Source organism: Psychromonas aquatilis (assembly GCF_038155185.1).
GTDB lineage: Bacteria > Pseudomonadota > Gammaproteobacteria > Enterobacterales > Psychromonadaceae > Psychromonas > Psychromonas aquatilis.
This window is the reverse complement of record NZ_JBAKAZ010000004.1, coordinates 66,871-86,916: the sequence shown is the minus strand read 5'-3', so window position 1 is coordinate 86,916 and position 20,046 is coordinate 66,871. Positions and strand designations below refer to the sequence as shown.

The following is a 20,046-nucleotide window of genomic DNA, read 5'->3' as shown; positions in this document are numbered from 1 at the left end:
TAGCTTAAAGTCTCACTAATAGGCCATACATATTCAATATAAATAGGGTAGTTTAATGACAAACGAAACAATTAATCTTGGGGTTTCTTTTGATAATAGTTACGTAAAACAGATGGATGGGTTTTATGCGCAAGTAAGTGGTGATGTAGCACCCGCACCATCTTTAATTGCATTAAATAAACCTTTAGCTGCAATCTTAGGTATTAATAATGTAAACCAACAGCAATTAGCGGAAGTTTTTTCAGCGAGTGCTTTACCAATGGGGGCACAGCCTATTGCTCAAAAGTATGCTGGGCATCAATTTGGTAGTTTTAACCCTGGATTAGGTGATGGTCGAGCTTTATTACTAGGCGAGGTAATTGGCAATGATCAGCAACGTTACGACATTCAATTAAAAGGATCAGGTCGTACTCCGTATTCACGTGGTGGAGATGGTAAAGCAGTATTAGGTCCTATTTTAAGAGAGTACTTAATCAGTGAAGCAATGCACGCGATGAATATTCCAACCACACGAGCATTAGCTGCAGTGAAAACCGGTGAGAAAGTGATGCGAAGTGGCGTTAAAGAAGGTGCTGTTATTGCTCGGGTGGCTTCAAGTCATCTACGTGTTGGTACTTTTCAAGCTTTTGCTCATGACCCTGAGATGATTAAGCAATTAGCCGATTATTGCATTCAACGTCATTATCCAGAAGTATTACAAAGTGAAACACCTTACTTAGATTTTTTAATTGCAGTACGAGATAAACAAGCGTTATTAGTAGCAAAATGGTTATCAGTGGGTTTTGTACATGGGGTGATGAATACCGATAACATGACTATTTCAGGTGAAACAATTGATTATGGTCCGTGTGCATTTATTGATAATTATGATGCAAATGCCTTATTCAGCTCTATTGATGCAAATGGCCGTTATGCCTTTGAAAATCAGCCGCCTGTTGCACAGTGGAACCTCGCTCGTCTAGCAGAAACAATACTAACCTTGATTGATCAGGACGAACAACAGTCAATCGAAAAAGCGACACAAGTGATCAATGATTTCACCGTTTCTTACCAAGCGTTTTGGCTAGCGAATATGCGTGAAAAAATTGGTTTATCAACGGCAGCAGAAGGCGATAGCGAACTGATTAATCAGATGCTACAAGCGATGCAAAATCAGCAAGTTGATTATACTTTATTCTTTAGATCGCTTGCGCATTCTCTTAAGCATGGACAATATGTAGTAAGTCAGTTATTTACGGATACGCGTTTGTTGGATGAATGGTATAGCTTATGGCTTGCTCGAATTAATAAAGAGTCAATCAGTGTCGAGCAGCGCATTAAAAATATGAATCAAGTTAATCCGTTATACATTCCACGTAACCATCTTGTTGATGAAATGATTGTCGCTGCTGAAGCAGGTGATCTGAGTTATTTTGATAAGTTAATGCTGGCTGTCACAAATCCTTATCAGGCAGCCGATAACATGGAAAAATATGCTCAAGCGCCTAATAATGGCAATAATACTTACACGACTTATTGCGGTACTTAGTTAGCGATTAAAGTACTCAATTAAATGATCGATCGCCAACCTAGCCCTTAAAGGCAAGAAATGGCGATCTTGATAAACTATCCAGCTATGAGAATCTTTTCGCCAATAATTTTCTAAGATAGGTGTTAGCTTTTTCTGTTCCACTGATTTTAAAAAATTATGTTGTGGCATATAAGCGATACCCAGTCCTTGCTCACATGCTTCAAGTACAGCTTGAGCATTATTGCTTTTCCAGCGTCCTTTTACTTTTATGTTTTCAGGGGTTCCCTGGCAATTAAACTGCCAGTGTTCGTTGTTGGAGATAATACAGCTGTGGTCTTTAAGATCATACGGATCTACTGGCGTCCCATATTTACTTAGGTAACTGCTACTGGCAACCGCCATCATCGGATGCGCTAATAACCTGCGCGCCACTAGGCCTGAATCTTCTAACTTTCCATAGCGAATGGCGAAATCAATACCATCTTCAATTAAGTTTACTCTGCGACTATTGAAATCAATCTCAATGGACAGCTCGGGATGGAGTAGTGCAAACTGCATCAATGCTGGAGCAACCTCTTGCTCAGCAAAGGAACCGGCTGCGCTCACGCGTAATGTACCAACTAACTTAAACTGTTGCGCATTAATTTGCTCATTTGCTTGTTGTAACCCAGTGACCAGTTCACGACATTGTTGATAATAGCTTTGCCCTGCAGATGTTAAGCTCACTAATCGAGTGGTTCGCGCGAACAAAGCACAGCCCAGCCTTTTTTCTAATTTAGCTATTTGCCGACTTACATGACTGGTACTACAGCCAAGTTGTTTTGCTGCCGTTGAAAATCCTTGGCATTCCGCGACACAGACAAACTCAATTATTCCATCGAAACTATCCACTGTTACCCTTATTTATTGTTGCTATATTGCAATAGTAATTTGTCATTTATCTATATTGTTGTCAATGAGTATGAGGTGTAGTATTAAAGATTCAATAAATAAAGCAACGAGGTAGAAAATGAAAAAAATATTAATACCAGTAACAAATCACCCGACTCTTGGTACAACAGATCAAGAAAACGGAACCTTTTCACCTGAGTTGACACATGCCTTAGCTGTTTTTTTAAAAGCTGGTTTTGATTATGAGTTGATTTCCATTAACGGCGGCGCAGCACCTATCTATGGTACTGATATTGAAGACGATGACGTTAATACAAAAATATTAGATGATCAGCAGTTTAAACAAAAATTAAACAATACTATTGCAGTATCAAAGGTTAACATCGATGATTATGATGCTATCTTCTATCCTGGTGGATTTGGCTTATTATCTGACTTAGCAGTTAACCAAGAAGTCGCTGCACTAAGTGCTAAACACTATGAAAACGGCGGTATTATTTCCGCTGTCTGTCATGGTCCGGGTGCTTTATTACCGATAACCCTAAGTAATGGTGAAAAATTGTTAGCGGACAAATCGGTCACTGGATTTACACGTGAAGAAGAAATTGATTATGGCACTATTGAGCATATTCCATTTCTATTAGAAGAAGCTTTAGCACGTAATGCTGCGCGTTATAATAAAGTGCAACCTTGGAATGTCTTTGTCATTGAAGATCAACGTCTTATCACAGGGCAAAACCCTGCAAGTGCTCATGCAGTCGCTGAAGCGGTAGTCAACGCACTAACTAAATAGATAAAGTAGCAATAATAACAATTTTACCTTAATTTTTTTGGAGTAAAGAATGTCTGTAACCGAAAACGAACTACTGAGTCCTGTGATCATTGGTAGCCTGGAATTACCTAACCGCGTTGTAATGGCTCCATTAACACGTACTCGAGCACCACAACATCAACCAAATGCATTAATGGCTAAATATTATGCTCAACGTGCTTCAACAGGTTTGTTAGTGACTGAATGTACAATGGTTCGCGAAGGAACTTCTTCTTTTGGTGATGATCCTGGCATTTATTCAGCACAACAAATTGAGGGTTGGAAATTAACAACAGAAGCAGTTCATCAAGCTGGTGGACGTATCTTTATGCAAATTTGGCATGCAGGACGTGCAGCACACCCTTTATTGAATGATGGTAAAGAAGCTGTTGCACCAAGTGCAATTGCAATTGATGATGTTACTCATACACCTGAAGGTAAAAAACCTTACACTGTGCCGCGTGCTTTAACTGTTGAAGAAATTAAAGAGATTGTTGCAAGCTTTCGTCAGGCTGCTGTTAATGCGAAAGAAGCTGGCTTTGATGGTGTAGAAATACACGGTGCCAATGGTTATTTAATTGACCAATTCTTACGTGAAAGCGCGAACCAACGTACAGACCAATATGGTGGTTCTTTTGAAAACCGTTCACGTTTTTTAAGAGAAATCATTGAAGCTGTCACAGATGTATTAGGCAGTGAGCGAGTTGGCCTGAGGTTATCACCATTAAATAGCTTTAATAGCATGAAAGAAAGCGATCCAATTGCATGGACAGCTTATCTTTCTGATATGTTGAATAAATATAACCTAGCTTACTTACACTTAATGCGTGCTGATTTCTTTGGGTTACAAGAAGCTGATGTAGTGCCTATTGCTCGTGAACATTATCAAGGTCACTTAATGGTGAATATGGGTTATACACCACAAGAAGCCAATCAAGTGATTAAAAATAAACAGGCGGATAGCGTCGCATTTGGTACTGGTATTTTAGCAAACCCAGACTTTGTTGAACGTGTTAAACAAGGTGCTGAATTTAATGAGCCAGACCAAACTACTTTCTACACACCAGGTGAAGAAGGTTATACGGACTATCCATTTATGAAAGATGTCTCTTAATCGTTTATTAAAACGATTAATTGCTTTTGATTTAAGCTGATTGATAAGGCGTTAAGCATTTTTTGCTTAACGCCTTTTTTATTATTTACTCGCTTAGTAAGATCGTTACTGTTTTTGCTATGCCATGATAGATGACGATAAAGCCTACTCTCTAAAAACAATTAATCCTTGTTATCGATGATAAATAAAAAGAGCGACATAAGCCGCTCTTGTTGATACTGATTATGCTCTTTATTGGTATTTAGTCAGCGGGTTTTGGCTTCGGTTCCGACTTAAATAATTTTACAATCATAACAAAGAAAAGCGGCGCGAAATACATGACCAAACAAGTCGCTGCAATCATTCCACCCATCACTGATGTCCCCAATGCATTTCGTGCATTAGCCCCAGCACCTGTACTCAGTACCAGCGGTAATACACCTAAAACAAAGGCAAGTGAGGTCATCACAATAGGACGTAGACGCATTTCACATGCATGAATTGTCGCGGTAATAAGATCAACACCTTTATCGTATTGCTCTTTCGCAAACTCTACGATCAAAATTGCATTCTTAGCCGTTAAGCCGACAGTCGTTAATAAGCCGACCTGGAAGTAAACATCATTCTCAAAGCCTCTTAATAAGATTGCTGTTAATGCGCCTAATACCCCTAAAGGAACCACTAGAATAATGGCTAAAGGAATGCTCCAGCTCTCATATAACGCGGCTAAACAAAGGAAAACCATTAAAATAGAGATACCGTATAAAATAGGGGCTTGGTTACCAGCTTCTATTTCTTGGTAGGAAGTACCAGTCCAGCTTACCTGTACATCACTAGAAATCTCAGCTGCAAGTTTATTCACTTCTGCCATTGCATCCCCGGTACTGTAACCATCTGCAGCTTCTCCTAATACCTCTAAAGCTGAGTTACCGTTATATCGAGATAGTTGTGGAGAACCTACGCCCCAATGCGAAGAAGTAAAGGCTGAAAAGGGCACCATTTGTGACTGGCTGTTACGGACAAACCAATGCTGTAAATCTTCAGGGCTCATGCGGTACGGTGCATCGGCTTGAATATAGACTTTCTTGGAACGGCCTTTATCAATAAAGTCATTTACATAAGATGATCCCCAGGCGATAGATAAGGTATCATTGATATCACTAATACTCAGACCATATACTTTGGCTTTTTCATAATCAATATCTAGGTAGAACTGTGCATTATCCTCTAAGCCATTGGCGCGTGTTCTTTGTAAAACAGGGCTCTCTGCCATTTTAGCCAGTAGTTGATTACGTATTTCTACTAACTCGCTATGACTGATGCCGCCAATATCTTCAAGAAAAAAGTCAAACCCTGTTGAAGTCCCCAACTCGCGAATAGCAGGGGAGTTGAAAGCAACAATCGACGCTTTTTTATAACCAGAGAAGTAAGCCATACTGCGTTGGATAATTGCATTGACATTGGTTTCTTCAGAGGTCCTTTCAGACCAATCTTTTAATCCGATGAAAGCCATACCAGCGTTTTGTCCAGATCCTGCAAAGTTAAAGCCAGAAACACTAAAAACAGTGTTAACAGTGTCACTTTCATTTTCTTCAAAATAGTTTTTAACATCATTCATGACTTCTGCTGTTTGCTTAATGGTCGCACCCGTTGGTAACTGTACCATTACATTAAAGTCACCTTGGTCTTCACTTGGTAAAAATGAACTTGGGATACTATTAAACAGGTAACCAGCCCCAGCAAATAACACCACGTAAATAACTACAAAGCGAGCTGGACGTGCTAAAACAGGGCCTATTGAGCCATGGTAACCTTTTAATACACGCTCGAAGCCTCGGTTAAAATAAGTAAATATTTTCAAAGACTTGGTTTTGTCTGTCGGTTTTAATAATGTTGAACAAAGTACAGGTGTTAAGGTTAATGCAACGATTACAGATAACACCATCGCAGTTACAATAGTGATTGAGAATTGCTGATAAATAACACCCGTTGATCCAGACATAAAGGCCATTGGTATAAATACAACGGTTAATACCATAGTGATACCAATCAGCGCACTGGTGATCTGTCCCATCGATTTTTTAGTGGCTTCTAAAGGCGAGAGCTTATCTTCATGCATAATTCGCTCTACGTTTTCTACTACAACGATCGCATCATCAACTAATAAACCAATCGCCAACACCATGCCAAACATAGTTAAGGTATTAATCGAAAAGCCTAATAGTGACATCATGGTGATCGTACCCAGCAGTACGATTGGTACTGCAATGGTAGGCACCAATGTTGCTCTTAGGTTTTGTAAGAATAAAAGCATGACAAAGAAAACTAAAATAACCGCTTCAACCAGTGTTTGAACTACTTCGCTAATTGATAATCGAATAAACTTATTATTATCTGTGGCTTTGGCTAGTGATAAACCCTCTGGAAATGAAACAGAGAGTTCGGCGAGTTTTTCATCTACAGCATTTTGTGTATCTAGGGAATTAGCACCTGATGCAAGAGTGATTGCGATACCCGAAGTAGGGTAACCGTTAAATGCAGGAATAACACTAGATTTTTCACTGCTTAGTTCAACCTTAGCCACATCTTTTAAGCGTACTTTAGAGCCATCTTCGTTGACTTTAAGTAAGATGTCTTCGAACTCATCAACTGTGGTTAATAAACTTTGTGCGGTGATAGTGGCATTGATCATTTGTGTATCCGTAGACGGTGTGCCACCAATTTGTCCTACGGTTACTTGGCTATTTTGTACTGATACAGCGCTTGAAACATCAACCGGTGTAAGATTGTAACTATATAGTTTTGCTGGATCTAACCAAATACGCATAGCATAGGAAGGACCAAAAATAGTTACACTACCGACCCCATTTACGCGACTAACAATGTCTTTAATACTTGAGTTCGCATAATCTTGAATATCGCCTGCAGACATTGAATTATCTGGTGAGTAAAGCGCGGTTACCGACATAAAGCCCGAGGTACTTTTAGTTACCGTGATACCTACATTTTGCACTGCCGTTGGCAATCGGCTACTGGCTTGTTGTAAGCTATTTTGAACTTGTACTTGGGCGATATCAGGATCTGTTTCTGCACTAAAGGTTAATTTTATTGATGCGCTACCAGAAGAGTCACTGGTTGATGACATATAAAGTAAATTATCAATCCCGGTCATGCTTTGTTCGATCACTTGCGTCACACTGTCTTCAATGGTCTTTGCCGACGCGCCTGTATAAGTCGCTTTAATTTCCACAGAAGGAGGGGCAATCGTCGGATATTGTGCTATTGGTAAATTGAGAATGGAGGCGATACCTGCAATTAAAACGACTATTGTCATTGCCCATGCAAAAATGGGTCTATGAATGAAAAAGTTAGACATGCTTAGTTCCTATTTCTCTGTGTCAGTGGTTAGTGTGTTAGTCGTGTTTTCTGCAACCACTTGGTCTGTGCTTTTGTTACTATCAACAACCACAGTCAACCCATTTTTTACCTTGGTTAGGTTATTGGTAATAATGCGATCACCAACCTCCAAACCCTCTTCAACAACCCAGTTGCTGCCGACCTCATTACTTAAGGTTAAGCTTTTTTTCTCCACCTTATTTTCTTCATTCACAATATAAACAGAAGGTGCGCCAGACTGGCTTCTTACCACCGCTGTTTGCGGCACTATTAGATAATCACGGGCTTCTGGATAAGCGATATGTGCTCGAACGTACATCCCAGCTAATAATGATTTATCAGGGTTAGGGAAGACGGCTCTTAAAGTAACGGTACCTGTTGAACCTTCGACTTGTGTATCAACAAAAGCTAATCTACCTTGATGTTGATACGATGTTCCATCTTCTAAGGTAAGTGTTACCGGAACGCTTGCTTTTTCAGCAGAAGAATCTTTAAATTGTTGTTTTAGTTTATAAAGATCCACTGCCGATTGCTGCATATCAACATAAACATTATTGGTTTGTATGATGGTCGTTAAATAGTCAGCTTGACCCGAGGTTAATAAAGAGCCTTCAGAGACATTAGAAAAACCGGCTTGTCCTGAAATAGGGGCAGTGATCTTAGTATAAGAGAGTTCGATGTTAGCGTAATCTAAGGCTGCTTGGCTAATTTCGGTTTCAGCTTTAGCTTCTAAATAGGTAGCTTCTGCTTGATCGTAAAGTTGTTGGCTACTCAGTTTCTTTTTTAATAATGCAGCATAACGGACCATCTCTTTTTGTGCATTCCGCTCGCTACTTTGTGCTCTCTTGAGCTCAGCTTTTGCGCTGTTCACCGTAGATTGATAGGTGGTTGGGTCGATTAGGAAGAGTGTATCACCTTCTTTAACCTCGCTACCTTCTTCATATAAACGTTCTTTCACAATACCGGTGATTTGAGGTCTTACTTCCGCTTCTTTAAAAGCAGTAACGCGTCCTGGTAACTCATTACTCAGGCGTAGATTAATATAATTGGTTGTTAATGTATCAACATGAATTTCCGATGGAGGAGGCGTCGAGGCACTTTGATCTTCACAACCAATTAAATTAAGCGTAATAAAAAGTAACAATAAATATTTTTTAGTCTCTGTAAATAACATAAGTTAAACCTGAAATAGAATATAGCCAGTGATAAGTGCGAATAGAATGTCAGAAAAAAGGTTAAAGTCCGGTTAAGAGTTCTTTAATATTTAAAAAAGAGATCGCTTAAAGCGGATTGCTAGTGGGAAGAGTAGAGGAGCGCTTGGCGCTATTTTGTTACAAGTTAGCCTCACATTTTTCAGGATTAAATTGTTCAAGTGTATTATTAACTTAGTGATTAAATCCTCTTTATTTGATTTTAATATTCCTTACTTGAATCTTGTCATACTGGGATTACTTTTAATAAATCAGTGTAATGACTTGTATTTATTTGTATTATTGAAAATTAACTATCTATTTTATGTTATCTTGATGGCACTAGATCATTACTTCATTTGAATCGAATCTAGCGTTTATTAAAGCTGATAAAGGAATTAAATATGTTTGAGTCTTCTTTAATAATACTCACGGTAGCCATGTTATTAGTATGCGTAGCACCGTTCTTACCATCGAACCATTGGTTATCGAGAGTATGGGAATTCCCCAGAGTACAAATTTCAGTTATTTGTTTGGTGTTAATTATTGTGAGCTTTTTTGTGGCTTCGCTGCCGCTCAAAATAGTCTTAATCGGTTTAAATAGTGCCTCACTATTGTATCAATTCTTTTGGATATTACCTTATACCAAGTTGTACCCAATTCAGGTCAAAAAAACAGCGACTAAACAAAGCTCACCATCTATTAAAATACTAACAAGTAATGTTTTAATGCCTAATCACGCCTCCGATAAATTAATTGCGTTAATTGACCAGTATCAACCGGATGTGATTGTCACATTAGAGACAGACTTGTGGTGGGAAAATGCACTAAAGGGCATTCATGAGGCTTACCCTTACCGAGTCAATAAGCCCCTAGATAACTTATATGGGATGCATCTTTATAGTAAGTATCGTTTAGAAGATATACAGATTTTAAACTTGGTTGAAGAAGATATTCCATCAATGCATGGTTATTTAGTATTGGATAATGGTGTAAAAGTAAAATGTCACTTTATTCATCCAGCTCCTCCTAGTCCAACCGAAAATGAAACCTCAACACCAAGAGATAAAGAGTTGTTAATTGTCGCTAAACAGGTAGCAAAAACTACTGAACCGACAATTGTTACCGGCGACTTGAACGATGTGGCATGGTCACCAACAACGCGTACCTTTAGGCATGTAAGTGGGTTAAAAGACCCAAGGATAGGTAGAGGCATGTTTAATACTTTTCATGCAAGCTATCCTATTTTACGTTGGCCTTTAGACCATATCTTTCATAGTGAACATTTTACGTTAGGTTCGTTAAAAAGGATGCCTTCTATTGGTTCAGATCATTTCCCGTTATTGAGTGAGTTGATTTATAACGAGGAAGTATTATTGCCAGAGAATGAGCAACATCCTAAGTAAACGCGGCAGCAGCAGATGAACACTATCTGCTTCGATTTAAGCCTCTTTTATTGACTGATATAGGGAGAAATATGTCTTTTACAGACAATGTGAAACATAAAACACAACGCTTTATTGAATCAAAGCATATGCTAAGTAGTATTACCGTTGCTTCATTTTTAGAGTCAACGATTGTTCCAATTCCATTGGAAGCAGTGTTAGTGCCTTTGATGCAAGCTCGTCGTGATAAAATTTGGCTTATCGCATTGATGGCCACCTTGGGTTGTATGATTGGAGCATTATTTGGTTATGCCCTTGGTTATTATCTATTTGATTTAGTCGGTGATTGGGTTATTAATACTTTTTCAAGCCCTGAACAATTTGAAGTTGTTAGACAAAAGATGCAAGCGCAAGGTTTTTGGTTTGTGATCAGTTTAGGGATTATTCCTATTCCTTTTCAAATTGCTATGTTGGCCGCTGGAGCGACTAAATATTCTCTTATTTTATTTATTTTAGCTTCAGCCATTGCGCGCTCCATTCGTTATTTTGGACTCGCTATTTTAGTTTATTATGCGGGAAACCAAGCACAGAGAATTATTAGTAAACATAAAACAAAAGCCATGGTCATATTAACTATTGTCATAGTAGGTGGTTGGATTATTAGTGCCCTTGTATAGCGCTTATTAAAGTTACAGAGCATAAACAGGAATACTTTCTGTTACTTAATGGGGACTTTGTAGGTAATTAAAATAAAAAGAGACGTAAATGAAATTAGAAATGATATGTACAGGTGAAGAAGTGCTTTCAGGCCAAATTGTTGATACTAATGCGGCATGGTTAGGTAATCAATTAATGGAAAGTGGCTTTGAGATGCATCGCCGCACCACGGTTGGAGATCGGTTATCTGATCTTGTTGATATTTTTAATGAGCGTAGTTTAGTGGCTGATATTATTTTAGTTAATGGCGGCTTAGGGCCAACGGCTGATGATTTATCTGCGCTAGCAATGGCGAAAGCGATGGGCGTTGAATTAGTAGAAGATAAAACATGGCGTGCACGTTTAGTTGAGTGGGCTAAAGGGCGTAATATCACCTTAAGTGACAGTAATTTAAAACAAGCCTTGCTGCCAGAAGGGGCAATCATGGTTGATAACCCAGTGGGAAGTGCTTGTGGATTTAGAGTTAAGTTTAACAATGCATGGTTGTTTTTTACACCGGGCGTACCACATGAATACAAAACCATGGTGACAGAGCAATTTATTCCTTTTGTTAAGTCTGAATCTGCAGTGCGCAGTCATGTTGAAGTGACTAAACTGTTATGTATTGGTATTGGCGAATCAGATATGGCGGAGCAATTAGAGACGCTTGATTGGCCGCAGGGTATTACTTTAGGGTATCGTTCTTACACGCCTTACTTAGAGTTGAAGTTAATTGCACGAGATGTACCCAAAGCACAACAAACGGCTGCCATGCTACAAGCTAAATCAGCGCTGAAAGATTGTGTGGTTGCTCAGGATAAAAACACCTTAGCAGCAGAAGTTCATCATCTGTTAAGCGAACGGAATGCTACATTAGCTGTTGCTGAGTCACTAACGGGTGGTGAAATTTGTAGTCAATTAGTTGCCTATCCAGGGAGTTCTCATTACTTAAAACAAGGAGTGGTGAGTTATTGTAATGAAGCTAAAATGTCATTATTAAAAGTCACAGAAAAAAGTATTGTCGAGGAAACTGAGGTGTCGATGATTTGTGCAGCACAAATGGCATTAGGAGCGGCGAATGCAAATACACTTATTAATCGCACCGATTATGCCATTGCAACAACTGGAATCGCTGGACCACAAGGCGGCACAGATACAATGCCAGTTGGTACAGTTGTGATTGCCGTGAAAGCAGGTGATGTTATTGCTTGCCAAGAAATTAGTATTGCATCGACAAGAAATAGAAATTACATCAGAGACCTAACCGTTGCGCTGGCTTTTGATATGCTACGTAGGGCTATTTTAGGGCTACCTGCTTTTGCTGAATACAACTATATTAAGCGTACTAATGCCTGTACTTATTCAAGAGAAGAGCTTGAGGCTCTTAGCTAAGGAGTTTTAAATGAAGGTTAAAGCAATATATACCACACTATTGTTAACGTTATCTGTTGCTTTTAGTTCTTTTAGTTTAGCAGATGATATTTGGATTGATGTACGCACTTTATCTGAAAGTCTGCGAGATAGTATTCCCGGCGATATCCGAATTTCACATTCGAATATCGTTAGAGAAGTACTTGAGCGTTATCCAGATAAAAATACGCCGCTTCACTTTTATGATAAAACAGGCGGTCGTTCTGATATCGCTATCTCGGCGCTAGAACGGGAAGGTTATCAAAACCTTTATAATGCAGGTAGTATCGAGGAAGCGCGTGAAGAAAGAGGATTAATCAAATAATATGACGCTTATGACGCTGTGTTGTTTTCTATTTCGGTGATCTTTTTATCAATTTCATCTGCTTCATAACTCAAGGTTGAATAAGTTTTTATGTCACCATTTCGTTGTGCTTGCATCGCAGACTCTAATTTCAATGCTAATTGTTTTTTAAGCTTTTTAGTAGGATCTTTTTTGAAAATTGAAAACATAAGTTAGCCTTTAAATTTTAGTATTTGTAACTAATACGAAGGTGATTCAGATTAAGTTCACTTTTCTGGTTAACAACTCAAATAGGCTGGTGGATGCATTCACAGGAGCATTAATGCTTGAGAAATATTCTGCAGTATAAACATAAACGATAGGGTTATAAAATGGGCTACTGGTATCTAGTGATTGCAATTGTCTCAGAGGTGATTGCCACCTTATCCTTAAAACCTTCAATGGGCTTTACACATTGGTTTTATAGCAGCGTTGCTGTTATAGGTTATATTATTGCTTTCTATGCTTTGTCATTGGTGCTTAAAACCGTGCCGGTAGGGATTGCATATGCTATTTGGGCGGGCATGGGGATTGTGTTGGTGGCAGCAATCAGCGCTATTATTTATCGACAAATCCCAGATCTACCTGCGTTAATTGGGATGTTCTTGATTATACTTGGGGTCATTGTTATGAATGTTTTTTCGAAAAGTGGAATGCATTAAGGATCATCTATAGTGATTGTTTAGCGCATCACTGCATACATCGAAATGGGAATTTTTCCTGCGTATAACATCTTCTTTTCTAACCTAAACTTATTCTTTTCAGCCACTCTTATTGACGCGATATGATGACTATTAATCAAGGAAATTAATCGCGTTAATTTCATTTCATTAAAGGCATAACGTTTTAGGGCGAGAGTTGCTTCTGTTGCCAATCCTTTTCCCCAATAATCTTTTGCAAAGCGGTATCCCAACTCGAGCTCAGCGACTCTTTGTATCGTTTGTGGAAAGAAGCCACATGAGCCTATTAATTGCTGAGTGTGTTTATCAATGGCTGCCAATAATGTTGGCTCATTATTGTTGGATCTTAAAATGCACTGTTCAAGAAAAGCCTTACTTTTTTGTACTGAGTATGGACCATTTAATGAATACTGCATAACATCCACATCACTTAAAATTTGATGCAGCGCGTGCCAGTCACTTCTTTTAAATGGGCGTAACAAAAGCCTTTCTGTTGATAATTGCATCATGGTTAACTATTTTAATATGGAATTAGAGGCAGAGCATAACACGTTCAATAACGCTCGCTGGGTTTAATTTTATTTAAGGTTTAATGAGCGGTATCAAAGTTTAATCGTGTATTTCACGTTTAACATTATCATGGTTTATTTAATATCAATCACTGAAAATTTGACATCCCCCCTAGAAAATACAAATGATATTTATTATCATTTGCATTTTGGGATTAATGGAGATGTGTATGGCGTTATTTAGCAAATTAAGAACAAAGCCGTCTAGTGCTTATGGGAAAGAGAATACTTACCGTGATAAAAATTATTATAGAGAAGCAATTTATGATTATGAAAGGCAGTTAGCTAAACAACCTAAATGTGTTGACCTGTTATGTCGCTGGATTGAAAATTATCATGAGCTTGCTTCTATTTATGCTCAAGAAGGGAAGATTGAATCTGCACAAAAATGCTTACTGATCCCTCATCGTTCAATGCTTTATATGGCACAGGAGCATAAGGCGGATGATGAGCAAGAACAAATAGCGCTCAGAGCTCTATCACTTACATTGCCACCCTTGATGGCATTTGCCAGTATCTATCCGCCTTGTAGTAGCTGTATGACTTCATTGAAAAGTCAATTGGATATGATTGAAAAAAATACAAAAGCAGATCATTAAATCGTAATTTTTGTGCGAGATACTTGATTAAACATTGATTGAAGAGAGTATTCTTTTCAATATTTATAGGCGGTTTTTTTATTTTTATTGAATGCTATGATAACTGTACAGCGGGACTAGGTAGGTGAGGAATATCTATTTAGTAAAAGATATTACATTTTATAATAACTTAGCGACCAGGAGGGGATAATGCAATTAAAAACAGTCACAGAAAAAAGTGTTTATGGATTAAGCATCAGAACTGATAATGCAACGGAAATAGACCCTAATAAAGCTAAAATAGGTGGTTTATACCAAACCTTTGATCAAACTATTGCTGTCGATTATGCCAATGGTGAAAGGGTATATGGTGTTTATTATGATTACGAATCAGATCATTCCGGCCAGTTTAATGTGTTAGCTGGGTTTAACGGCAAAAATTTATCTGACTCTGCCTTGGAAAAAGTGATTATTCCTGAAGCAAGGTACTTAGTCTTTACTCAGACAGGTAAAATGCCTGATGCTGTTATCAATGCTTGGAAAGAAGTGTGGCAATATTTTGCAAGTGACGAGGCTGATCATACGCGTTTATTTACAACTGACTTTGAATTTTATGAAAGTGCAGATAAGGTTGAGCTTTATATAGCTGTTAAATAAGCTATTCAACTACTTAGAAGGGCGCTTATGCTGCGTTTTGAATTAGATAATGCTAAAAACTGTGCTGAAGAGTTATTAGCCCTCGGGCAAATTAATATGAAAATGTGGTACACCTTTCAGTGGTTAAATGAGCACGGAGAGTTGCGCTATGGCACACAAGCAGAAATTGTTAAGTTATACCTTGATGATCAATTAGTAGCCTATAGTTTGTTAGAAAACTACGAAGCTTGCAGTGATAAGAGAAAGTGTTTTAAAGGGCAAGTTTACCAAGACTTAGGCGTAGTTCATTTTGTGACGTTACCTGAATATCGTAAAAGAGGATATGCAGGTATGCTCGCTGATGAGATCTATAAGGAATATATTCAGCCGCTATTAGCAAGACACCAAGGTATTTTTTGTTATATCGTCGCCACCGAAAGAGCTGTGCCATTGATGCAGAGTACTGAGATTAGTCCTCAGCATTTAGTGACTCAATTTTACTCCGATATTACTTTTGAAGAAAAAGTGGTTAAACAAATCAATCCCAATGCCTTAAAGTAAAAATACCTTTATTAAAGTAAAACGCCGTTATTAAGGTATAAGGTAGATAATACGGTGATCAACACAAATAAATAAGGGCTATTCAAGAGCCCTTATTTTGTCTTATTTTTGCTGGTAAATTAGTGAGATAGAATCTGCTCTAAAAATGTTTTTAATCGATCCGATTGAGGGTTATCAAAGAACTCATTGGGTTCATTCTCTTCAATAATCTGCCCTGCATCCATAAACACAACACGATCCGCGACTTTCTTAGCAAAGCCCATTTCATGCGTTACACAGATCATAGTAATACCTTCATCTGCTAATTCCACCATTACATCAAGCACTTCCGATACCATTTCTGGATCCAGTGCTGATGTCGGCTCATCAAATAACATTATTTCAGGGTTTATACATAGGCAGCGAGCAATTGCTACACGTTGTTGTTGTCCACCTGATAGTTGATTTGGGTATTTATGTGCTTGTTCTGCAATTTTTACGCGCTCAAGGTAGTACATTGCTGTTTCAATCGCTTCTTTACGAGGCTTTTTGTGTACCCAAGTCGGTGCGATTAATAAGTTTTCTAGTACTGATAAATGTGGGAAAAGGTTAAAGTGCTGGAATACCATTCCAACTTGTGAACGAATATGACGTACCACTTTTACATCTTCAACCAGATCAGTACCGTTGATATTAATACTACCTTCTTGGAACTTCTCTAAATGATTTAAACAACGGATAGTCGTTGATTTACCTGAGCCTGATGGACCACAGATAACCACTTTTTCACCTTTTTTAATTGTTAGGTTTACATCTTTAAGTACATGGAAATCACCGTACCACTTGTTGACGTCCTTCATTGTTATCATTGATTCTTGGTCTGACATGATATTTCCTTTTAATGCTCGGTGTTAAATTTGCGTTCAATCGATTTTGAATATTGTGACATTGAGAAACAGCATACCCAGTAGATAAGTGTTACAAAAACATAACCTTCAATTTCGTAACCTAACCAATTGGTATCACTATTTGTTAGCGTAACCATTGCTAACACGTCGAATAAACCGATAATTAAAACAAGTGTTGTATCTTTAAATAAAGAAATAAATGAACCTACTAAATTAGGGATCGATATTTTTAGTGCTTGTGGAAGAATAATTAAAATCATTCCCTGCCAGTAAGTCAGCCCCAGTGCTTCACTTGCTTCGTATTGGCCTTTAGGGATGGCTTGTAAACCACCACGTACAACCTCTGCAATATAAGCCGCTTGGAATAACGTAATCCCAATCAAAGCACGTAACAGTTTATTAAACTCAATGCCGTCATGGAAAAATAGCGGTAATAAAACCGACGCCATAAACAAGATAGTAATCAGGGGAACACCACGAACAAACTCGATGAAACCCACACATAATGTCTTAAGTATTGGCATATCTGATTGACGGCCAAGCGCTAAAACCACACCAATTGGGAATGAAGCAATAATACCAACCGCTGCTACTAAAATGGTTAACATTAAGCCACCCCATTTTTCCGTTTCAACAACTTCTAGTCCAAATCCACCGCTAATTAAAATGAAGCAGACAACAGGAAAAAGCAGAATGACCGCAATTTTAGCTTTTAAGTTGCCGATATATTTGAATCCAAACATTAAAACAATGCTTAGGATTGCCACTAGATTAGGGCGCCAATGTAAGTGCTCAGGGTAGAAGCCATACATAAACTGGTCAAATTTCTCAACGATAAATATCCAGCGAGCACCGCTATTGACGACTTCATCTTTTGAGCCTGTCCACGTTGCATCAAAGATCATCCAGTTTAATAAAGGTGGAATAATTGCGTAAAGTAAGTACAGACCGGCTAATGTTAATAAGCTATTTTTTAGGTCTGGAAACAGGTTTTCTTTTAACCAATAAACAACACCTTTATTGGTTGATGGAGCCGGCTTGGCTTGTTTTATTGTATAAGTTGCCATTTTAACGTCCTTTTATCGCCATTTTTGCATTAACCCAGTTCAATAGCAGAGAAATCATAATGCTAATGGTTAAGTAAACAGCCATTGTCATTAAAATAATTTCAATTGCCTGACCTACTTGGTTTAATGTTGTTCCAGAGAAAAGCGTGACTAATTCAGGGTAGCCAATCGCGGTCGCTAACGATGAGTTCTTAGTTAAATTTAAGAATTGATTGATAACAGGAGGAATGATTACACGTAATGCTTGAGGTAAAACGACCTTGGTTAAAATAACATAGTCACTTAAGCCCAATGACGCTGCTGCTTCCTTCTGACCTTTAGGCACTGACTCGATACCGGCACGAACCGCTTCAGCGATATACGTAGCAGTGTAAATACTTAATGCAAATAAGAGAGCTAATAACTCAGGAATGATGGTCAATCCACCTTTAAAGTTAAAGCCTTTTAAAACAGGGTACTCACCAGAGATTGGTTGCCCTGCGATAAAGTATACGAGTGTTGGCGCTAAAATTAGCAAAGCAATCGATACTTTGAAGATAGGGAAGTTTTGACCGGTGTCATCGTGGCGCTTGCGAGACCAACGTACTAGGTAAATAACGGCTGCAACAGCAAGAACAAAAGAAACGATAACAAAACCGCTGCCATTTTCTAAAATCGGCTCGGGTAATAATAAACCTCGATTATTTAAAAATACGCTATCTAAATAAGCAAAGCTTTGTCTAGGACTTGGTAATGCCGCTAGGACAACGTTATACCAGAACAAAATTTGTAATAAGATTGGGATGTTACGGAAAATTTCAATATAGACGAGTGCGAGCTTAGAGACTAAAAAGTTACTTGATAAACGCGAAACACCTAATATTAAGCCTAGAATTGAGGCAAAAATAATACCTAACACAGAAACTAAAATGGTATTCAATAACCCAACTATAAATACATCAAGAAACGTTGATGTACCATCATCATAAGGGATTAATGTTTGGCTTATACCAAAACCTGCCGTGTTGTTTAAGAAGGAAAACCCTGTCGTTATGCCTCGGCTTTCAATGTTTTCATTCATGTTGTTTGCAAAATAGAATGCAAAAAACACCACAAGGAATAAAGCGACTGCTTGGAATATAATTGCACGGTTCTTCGGGTTATTTAAAAACCCTTGACCGTCTGTAGGGAGAGGTTTGTTTTTCATAATTGCCTTTGTTTTTAATCAGCGAAACAAAAAGGGGAAGGTCAACTTCCCCCTAGGATACTGTTTAAAATTAACGAACTGGCATTGGGTACATTAACCCACCTTGGTTCCATAGTTTGTTGTAACTACGTTCAATTTCAATTGGTGAATCTTTACCTACGTTAATATCGTAAGACTCAGCATAGTTACCTACTTGCTTAACAATTTGGTAAGCCCAATCAGTTTTAAGACCTAAATCTTCACCGATTTTGCCTGTTGTGCCTAATAAACGCTTCACAGCAGGATTTTCTGATTTCAACATGTCATCTACATTCGCAGAAGTGACACCTAGCTCTTCAGCTTCAATTGTTGCAAACATGCTCCAACGTACAATGTTAAACCATGCATCATCACCTTGACGTACTACTGGGCCTAGCGGCTCTTTAGAGATAGTTTCAGGTAACAGCACAGCTGATGTTGGATCATCAAGTTTAATACGTAGACCAGCTAGTTGAGAGCGATCTGAAGTAACGGCATCACAACGACCTTTTTTGAATCCATCAATGGTTTGTCCTGATGTATCATAAGTTACCGCTTTATATTCCATGCCTGTCGATTTAAAGTAATCTGTTAGGTTAAGTTCTGTTGTTGTACCGGCTTGAATACAGAATGTTGCACCATCTAACTCTTTAGCAGAAGTAACGCCTAAACTTTTACTAACTAGGAAGCCTTGGCCGTCATAATAGTTAACGCCAGCAAAATTTAATCCTAATGATGTATCACGTGTTGCAGTCCATGTAGTTGCACGAGAAAGTACATCGATTTCACCACTTTGTAGTGCAGTGAATCGTTCTTTTGCTGTTAAAGGAAAGTATTTTACTTTGCTTTCATCGCCTAATACTGCACTTGCTACCGAACGACAGAAGTCAACATCAAGGCCTTTCCATACACCATTTGAGTCTGTTGCTGAGAAACCTGGTATACCAGTAGAAACACCACACTTAAGTACGCCTTCTTTGAGTACATCTTCTAATGTACCAGCTTGAGATAAACTCGGTAGAGCAGCAGTAAGACCTACTAATAGAGCTAATTTTGTCACTTTCATTGTATTTTCCTTGTGGCTTAAAATTAAATAAATTAACGATGAATATGGATAACGTGAATGAACGTTATGGGAA

20 protein-coding genes are annotated in these 20,046 nt (G+C 38.3%); 11 read left to right on the top strand and 9 right to left on the bottom strand.

What is annotated here, in order from left to right; translation table 11 throughout:
* The first annotated feature begins 55 nt into the window (after window positions 1-55).
* The gene (locus V6256_RS01815) at window positions 56-1,528 is read left to right on the top strand and encodes a protein adenylyltransferase SelO (protein ID WP_341596282.1); all 1,473 of its coding nucleotides are present in this window, start codon (window positions 56-58) and stop codon (window positions 1,526-1,528) included.
* Here V6256_RS01815 and V6256_RS01810 read toward each other — a convergent pair whose 3' ends face one another.
* On the bottom strand, window positions 1,529-2,401 hold the full coding sequence (locus tag V6256_RS01810) for a LysR family transcriptional regulator (protein ID WP_341596281.1): 873 nt from the start codon (window positions 2,399-2,401) through the stop codon (window positions 1,529-1,531). It abuts the gene before it with no gap.
* Between the two features lie 118 nt (window positions 2,402-2,519).
* On the opposite strand from V6256_RS01810, the gene V6256_RS01805 reads away from it, so the two are divergent.
* Both V6256_RS01805 and V6256_RS01800 read left to right on the top strand, forming a co-directional pair.
* Window positions 2,520-3,194 (top strand): type 1 glutamine amidotransferase domain-containing protein, encoded by a 675-nt coding sequence (locus V6256_RS01805; protein WP_341596280.1) that lies wholly within the window; start codon window positions 2,520-2,522, stop codon window positions 3,192-3,194.
* Window positions 3,195-3,243: 49 nt separating this feature from the next.
* Window positions 3,244-4,326, top strand: a complete 1,083-nt coding sequence (locus V6256_RS01800; RefSeq protein WP_341596279.1) for an alkene reductase — start codon at window positions 3,244-3,246, stop codon at window positions 4,324-4,326.
* A 241-nt stretch (window positions 4,327-4,567) separates the two neighbouring features.
* On the opposite strand, the gene V6256_RS01795 is transcribed toward V6256_RS01800, so the two are convergent.
* Together V6256_RS01795 and V6256_RS01790 are read right to left on the bottom strand one after the other, a co-directional pair.
* Window positions 4,568-7,681 (bottom strand): efflux RND transporter permease subunit, encoded by a 3,114-nt coding sequence (locus V6256_RS01795; protein ID WP_341596278.1) that lies wholly within the window; start codon window positions 7,679-7,681, stop codon window positions 4,568-4,570.
* A gap of 9 nt (window positions 7,682-7,690) precedes the next feature.
* Complete coding sequence (locus tag V6256_RS01790) at window positions 7,691-8,875, bottom strand: efflux RND transporter periplasmic adaptor subunit (RefSeq protein ID WP_341596277.1); 1,185 nt, start codon at window positions 8,873-8,875, stop codon at window positions 7,691-7,693.
* Between the two features lie 420 nt (window positions 8,876-9,295).
* On the opposite strand from V6256_RS01790, the gene V6256_RS01785 reads away from it, so the two are divergent.
* The 4 genes from V6256_RS01785 (at window position 9,296) to V6256_RS01770 (ending at window position 12,707) form a co-directional block, all read left to right on the top strand.
* Complete coding sequence (locus tag V6256_RS01785; RefSeq protein WP_341596276.1) at window positions 9,296-10,297, top strand: endonuclease/exonuclease/phosphatase family protein; 1,002 nt, start codon at window positions 9,296-9,298, stop codon at window positions 10,295-10,297.
* 71 nt (window positions 10,298-10,368) lie between these two features.
* The gene (locus tag V6256_RS01780) at window positions 10,369-10,953 is read left to right on the top strand and encodes a YqaA family protein (RefSeq protein ID WP_341596275.1); all 585 of its coding nucleotides are present in this window, start codon (window positions 10,369-10,371) and stop codon (window positions 10,951-10,953) included.
* An 88-nt stretch (window positions 10,954-11,041) separates the two neighbouring features.
* Window positions 11,042-12,364 (top strand): CinA family nicotinamide mononucleotide deamidase-related protein, encoded by a 1,323-nt coding sequence (locus tag V6256_RS01775; RefSeq protein WP_341596274.1) that lies wholly within the window; start codon window positions 11,042-11,044, stop codon window positions 12,362-12,364.
* 10 nt (window positions 12,365-12,374) lie between these two features.
* On the top strand, window positions 12,375-12,707 hold the full coding sequence (locus tag V6256_RS01770) for a rhodanese-like domain-containing protein (RefSeq protein ID WP_341596273.1): 333 nt from the start codon (window positions 12,375-12,377) through the stop codon (window positions 12,705-12,707).
* 8 nt (window positions 12,708-12,715) lie between these two features.
* On the opposite strand, the gene V6256_RS01765 is transcribed toward V6256_RS01770, so the two are convergent.
* The gene (locus V6256_RS01765) at window positions 12,716-12,895 is read right to left on the bottom strand and encodes a DUF6435 family protein (RefSeq protein ID WP_341596272.1); all 180 of its coding nucleotides are present in this window, start codon (window positions 12,893-12,895) and stop codon (window positions 12,716-12,718) included.
* 162 nt (window positions 12,896-13,057) lie between these two features.
* On the opposite strand from V6256_RS01765, the gene V6256_RS01760 reads away from it, so the two are divergent.
* Window positions 13,058-13,387: a DMT family transporter gene (locus V6256_RS01760; RefSeq protein ID WP_341596271.1), complete on the top strand. Its 330-nt coding sequence runs from the start codon at window positions 13,058-13,060 to the stop codon at window positions 13,385-13,387.
* Window positions 13,388-13,407: 20 nt separating this feature from the next.
* Here V6256_RS01760 and V6256_RS01755 read toward each other — a convergent pair whose 3' ends face one another.
* Window positions 13,408-13,914, bottom strand: a complete 507-nt coding sequence (locus V6256_RS01755; RefSeq protein WP_341596270.1) for a GNAT family N-acetyltransferase — start codon at window positions 13,912-13,914, stop codon at window positions 13,408-13,410.
* A gap of 230 nt (window positions 13,915-14,144) precedes the next feature.
* Here V6256_RS01755 and V6256_RS01750 point away from each other — a divergent pair, with 230 nt between their 5' ends.
* The 3 genes from V6256_RS01750 to V6256_RS01740 all read left to right on the top strand — a co-directional run bounded on the left by V6256_RS01750 (window position 14,145) and on the right by V6256_RS01740 (window position 15,749).
* A complete protein-coding gene (locus V6256_RS01750; protein WP_341596269.1) occupies window positions 14,145-14,573 on the top strand; it encodes a hypothetical protein in 429 nt (142 codons plus the stop codon).
* Window positions 14,574-14,762: 189 nt separating this feature from the next.
* Window positions 14,763-15,209 carry a GyrI-like domain-containing protein gene (locus tag V6256_RS01745; protein ID WP_341596268.1) on the top strand — a complete coding sequence of 149 codons (447 nt, stop codon included), beginning with the start codon at window positions 14,763-14,765 and terminating at the stop codon, window positions 15,207-15,209.
* A gap of 27 nt (window positions 15,210-15,236) precedes the next feature.
* Window positions 15,237-15,749: a GNAT family N-acetyltransferase gene (locus V6256_RS01740; RefSeq protein ID WP_341596267.1), complete on the top strand. Its 513-nt coding sequence runs from the start codon at window positions 15,237-15,239 to the stop codon at window positions 15,747-15,749.
* 119 nt (window positions 15,750-15,868) lie between these two features.
* Here the strand turns inward: V6256_RS01740 and V6256_RS01735 are convergent, their stop codons facing one another.
* From V6256_RS01735 to V6256_RS01720, 4 genes are all read right to left on the bottom strand, one after another.
* Window positions 15,869-16,615, bottom strand: a complete 747-nt coding sequence (locus tag V6256_RS01735; RefSeq protein WP_424141040.1) for an amino acid ABC transporter ATP-binding protein — start codon at window positions 16,613-16,615, stop codon at window positions 15,869-15,871.
* An 11-nt stretch (window positions 16,616-16,626) separates the two neighbouring features.
* Window positions 16,627-17,703 carry an amino acid ABC transporter permease gene (locus V6256_RS01730; RefSeq protein WP_341596266.1) on the bottom strand — a complete coding sequence of 359 codons (1,077 nt, stop codon included), beginning with the start codon at window positions 17,701-17,703 and terminating at the stop codon, window positions 16,627-16,629.
* A 1-nt stretch (window position 17,704) separates the two neighbouring features.
* The gene (locus tag V6256_RS01725; RefSeq protein ID WP_341596265.1) at window positions 17,705-18,889 is read right to left on the bottom strand and encodes an amino acid ABC transporter permease; all 1,185 of its coding nucleotides are present in this window, start codon (window positions 18,887-18,889) and stop codon (window positions 17,705-17,707) included.
* A 70-nt stretch (window positions 18,890-18,959) separates the two neighbouring features.
* Window positions 18,960-19,973, bottom strand: coding sequence for an amino acid ABC transporter substrate-binding protein (locus tag V6256_RS01720; RefSeq protein WP_341596264.1), 1,014 nt, complete (start codon window positions 19,971-19,973; stop codon window positions 18,960-18,962).
* Window positions 19,974-20,046: the final 73 nt, after the last annotated feature.

Bases quoted from the DNA above. Each gene is read 5' to 3' on its own strand.
- V6256_RS01800 (WP_341596279.1), top strand. From the start codon at position 3,244: ATGTCTGTAACCGAAAACGAACTACTGAGTCCTGTGATCATTGGTAGC.
- V6256_RS01780 (WP_341596275.1), top strand. From the start codon at position 10,369: ATGTCTTTTACAGACAATGTGAAACATAAAACACAACGCTTTATTGAA.
- V6256_RS01760 (WP_341596271.1), top strand. From the start codon at position 13,058: ATGGGCTACTGGTATCTAGTGATTGCAATTGTCTCAGAGGTGATTGCC.
- V6256_RS01785 (WP_341596276.1), top strand. From the start codon at position 9,296: ATGTTTGAGTCTTCTTTAATAATACTCACGGTAGCCATGTTATTAGTA.
- V6256_RS01720 (WP_341596264.1), bottom strand. From the start codon at position 19,973: ATGAAAGTGACAAAATTAGCTCTATTAGTAGGTCTTACTGCTGCTCTA.
- V6256_RS01805 (WP_341596280.1), top strand. From the start codon at position 2,520: ATGAAAAAAATATTAATACCAGTAACAAATCACCCGACTCTTGGTACA.
- V6256_RS01735 (WP_424141040.1), bottom strand. From the start codon at position 16,615: ATGTCAGACCAAGAATCAATGATAACAATGAAGGACGTCAACAAGTGG.
- V6256_RS01795 (WP_341596278.1), bottom strand. From the start codon at position 7,681: ATGTCTAACTTTTTCATTCATAGACCCATTTTTGCATGGGCAATGACA.
- V6256_RS01740 (WP_341596267.1), top strand. From the start codon at position 15,237: ATGCTGCGTTTTGAATTAGATAATGCTAAAAACTGTGCTGAAGAGTTA.
- V6256_RS01745 (WP_341596268.1), top strand. From the start codon at position 14,763: ATGCAATTAAAAACAGTCACAGAAAAAAGTGTTTATGGATTAAGCATC.
- V6256_RS01750 (WP_341596269.1), top strand. From the start codon at position 14,145: ATGGCGTTATTTAGCAAATTAAGAACAAAGCCGTCTAGTGCTTATGGG.
- V6256_RS01765 (WP_341596272.1), bottom strand. From the start codon at position 12,895: ATGTTTTCAATTTTCAAAAAAGATCCTACTAAAAAGCTTAAAAAACAA.
- V6256_RS01775 (WP_341596274.1), top strand. From the start codon at position 11,042: ATGAAATTAGAAATGATATGTACAGGTGAAGAAGTGCTTTCAGGCCAA.
- V6256_RS01770 (WP_341596273.1), top strand. From the start codon at position 12,375: ATGAAGGTTAAAGCAATATATACCACACTATTGTTAACGTTATCTGTT.
- V6256_RS01790 (WP_341596277.1), bottom strand. From the start codon at position 8,875: ATGTTATTTACAGAGACTAAAAAATATTTATTGTTACTTTTTATTACG.
- V6256_RS01815 (WP_341596282.1), top strand. From the start codon at position 56: ATGACAAACGAAACAATTAATCTTGGGGTTTCTTTTGATAATAGTTAC.
- V6256_RS01755 (WP_341596270.1), bottom strand. From the start codon at position 13,914: ATGATGCAATTATCAACAGAAAGGCTTTTGTTACGCCCATTTAAAAGA.
- V6256_RS01730 (WP_341596266.1), bottom strand. From the start codon at position 17,703: ATGGCAACTTATACAATAAAACAAGCCAAGCCGGCTCCATCAACCAAT.
- V6256_RS01725 (WP_341596265.1), bottom strand. From the start codon at position 18,889: ATGAAAAACAAACCTCTCCCTACAGACGGTCAAGGGTTTTTAAATAAC.